Origin of the sequence: Spirillospora sp. NPDC049652 (genome assembly GCF_040675125.1) — a bacterium.
GTDB lineage: Bacteria > Actinomycetota > Actinomycetes > Streptosporangiales > Streptosporangiaceae > Spirillospora.
Genome location: NZ_JBFAOF010001074.1, coordinates 1 through 2,248, shown reverse-complemented (window position 1 = coordinate 2,248; position 2,248 = coordinate 1). Strand labels below are relative to the sequence as shown.

3 protein-coding genes are annotated in these 2,248 nt (G+C 72.6%); 2 read left to right on the top strand and 1 reads right to left on the bottom strand.

Annotation, left to right across the window (positions count from 1 at the left end; translation table 11 throughout):
* Window positions 1–493: MFS transporter (locus AB0J52_RS37040; RefSeq protein ID WP_500187586.1), on the bottom strand; the 493-nt coding region annotated here is incomplete at its 3' end.
* Between the two features lie 109 nt (window positions 494–602).
* On the opposite strand from AB0J52_RS37040, the gene AB0J52_RS37035 reads away from it, so the two are divergent.
* Both AB0J52_RS37035 and AB0J52_RS37030 read left to right on the top strand, forming a co-directional pair.
* The gene (locus AB0J52_RS37035; protein WP_500187585.1) at window positions 603–1,103 is read left to right on the top strand and encodes a MarR family winged helix-turn-helix transcriptional regulator; all 501 of its coding nucleotides are present in this window, start codon (window positions 603–605) and stop codon (window positions 1,101–1,103) included.
* Window positions 1,104–1,154: 51 nt separating this feature from the next.
* Window positions 1,155–2,248: acyl-CoA dehydrogenase family protein (locus AB0J52_RS37030; RefSeq protein WP_500187583.1), on the top strand; the 1,094-nt coding region annotated here is incomplete at its 3' end.

Genomic DNA, 2,248 nt, shown 5'->3' with positions numbered 1-2,248 from the left:
CGAGGACGTTCGCCGCCGTCGCGCCGCCGAACGTCAGCGCCGTGGCCTTCGGCACCGCGTGGGGCGGGACCATGCGCACGGCGATCCCGGCGGCCATCGCCCAGAAGCCGCCGATGCCGATGCCGACGACGAAGCGCGCGGCGAGAAGGGTCGGGAAGTTCGGGGCGACCGCCGTGAGGAGGTTCGCCACGACCATCAGGGAGATCAGCCCGATCAGGACGAGCCGCCGGTCGAGGCGGCGGATCGCGACGGGCAGCAGGGGCGCGGCGGCCGAGGCGACCAGCCCGGGCACCGTCACCATGAGTCCCGCCACGCCCTCGGACACGTGCAGGTCGGAGCCGACCGAGCTGAGCAGGCCGACCGGGAGCTGCTCCAGCGTGACCATCGCGAAGGTGCCGGACGCGATCGCGCCGACGCCGAGCCAGCGGCGTAGGGGCACCTTCTCCGGAGCCTGAGACGGCGCCGGGGCGGTCCTGGCCTTCGTGGAGTTCATCGCCCGATCCCCTTCATCTTGATAATCTCAACGCTGAGATAACATCAGAGATGAGCTTCAACGTCAAGTCTCTTAGCATTGAGACAACTGCCACAGGGAGGCCTCCGCCATGGGCGACGCGATGGACGCGATCCTCGAGCAGTGGGCGCGCGAGCGCCCCGACCTGGACACCTGGGCGATCGGGGTGAACGGCCGCCTCGCGCGGCTGCGGCACCGGCTCCAGCAGGCCAACCGCGATTTCTACGCCGAGCACGGCCTGGAGAACCACGAGTTCGACATGCTGGCCACGCTCCGCCGGGCCGGCGCCCCCTACCGGCTGACGCCCGGCGCGCTGCTCAAGGCGTCCCTGGTCACCTCGGGCGCGATCACCAACCGGATCGACAAGCTGGAGGCCAAGGGCCTGGTCGAGCGGGTGCGCGAGGCGGCCGACCGCCGCTCGGTGTTCATCCAGCTCACCCCCCGGGGCCTGGAGCTGATCGACGGGCTGATGGAGCCGCACGTCGCGAACGTGGCGCGGCTGCTGTCCGCGCTGACGCCCGAGCAGCGCGAGCAGTTCGACGCCTCCCTCCGCGTCCTGCTGGAGGCCCTGGACGACACGTCCATCGAGTGACCCGTATGCTTGCCAAGCAAGCGTTTGGCCGCACACCTCCGGAGGCGGACGATGGGCCTGGTCGAGACCGAGGAGCTGCGGGAGCTGCGCGGCGCCCTGCGCCGCTTCTTCGCCGAGCACGCGCCGGTCGCCGGCACGCCGGCGGGGGCGCGCCTGCTGATGGGGACCCGCGACGGCCTCGACCGGGCGCTGTGGCGGCGGATGGCCGGCGAGCTGGGGCTGCAGGGGCTCGCCGTCCCCGAGGCGCACGGCGGCTCCGGGTTCGGGGTGCGCGAGCTGGCGGTGGTGTTCGAGGAGATGGGACGCGTCCTGTACTGCGGCCCCTTCCTCGCCACGGTCGGGCTCGCCCTGCCCGCCCTCCAGGCCGCCGGAGCCACCCGCCTCCTGCCGGGCGTCGCGGACGGCTCGACCATCGCGACCCTCGCGTGGACGGAGGACGGCCACTGGTCCGCGCCGCCCGCGATGTCCTGGGAGGACGGTGTCCTCAGCGGCACGAAGACCTTCGTCCTGGACGGGCACATCGCCGAACTCGTCCTCGTCGCGGCACGGCACGGCGGGACGACCGCGCTCTTCGCCGTGGACGGCGACGCGCCGGGACTCACCAGGACGCCGCTCCCCACCCTCGACCAGACGCGCAAGCTCGCGAGACTCGACTTCGACCGCGTACCCGCGCGGCTCCTCACGGGCGACGGGGACGCCGCCCTCGCGCGCGCACGAGACGTCGCCGTCGCGCTGCTCGCGGCCGAGCAGGTCGGCGGCGCCGAACGGGCGCTCGAAATGACGGTCGACTACGTCAAGGTGCGCAAGCAGTTCGGACGGGCCATCGGGAGCTTCCAGGCCGTCAAGCACCGCTGCGCGGACATGTTCGTGCGGGTGGAGTCGGCGCGCTCGGCGATGCTGAACGCCGCCGAAGCGGCCGACACGGGCACACCGGGTGAACTCGCCGTGGCGACCGCGCTCGCCAAGGCGTTCTGCTCGGACGCCTACTTCCACGTCGCCGCCGAGACGATCCAGCTGCACGGCGGCATCGGCTTCACCTGGGAGCACGACGCGCACCTGTACTTCAAGCGCGCGAAGGCGTCCCAGGAACTGTTCGGCCCGCCCGCCGAGCACCGGCGCCGGCTGGCGGGCCTGGTCGGCATCAC

Excerpts from the sequence above, each read along its gene's own strand:
- AB0J52_RS37035 (WP_500187585.1), top strand. The coding sequence starts at position 603 with ATGGGCGACGCGATGGACGCGATCCTCGAGCAGTGGGCGCGCGAGCGC.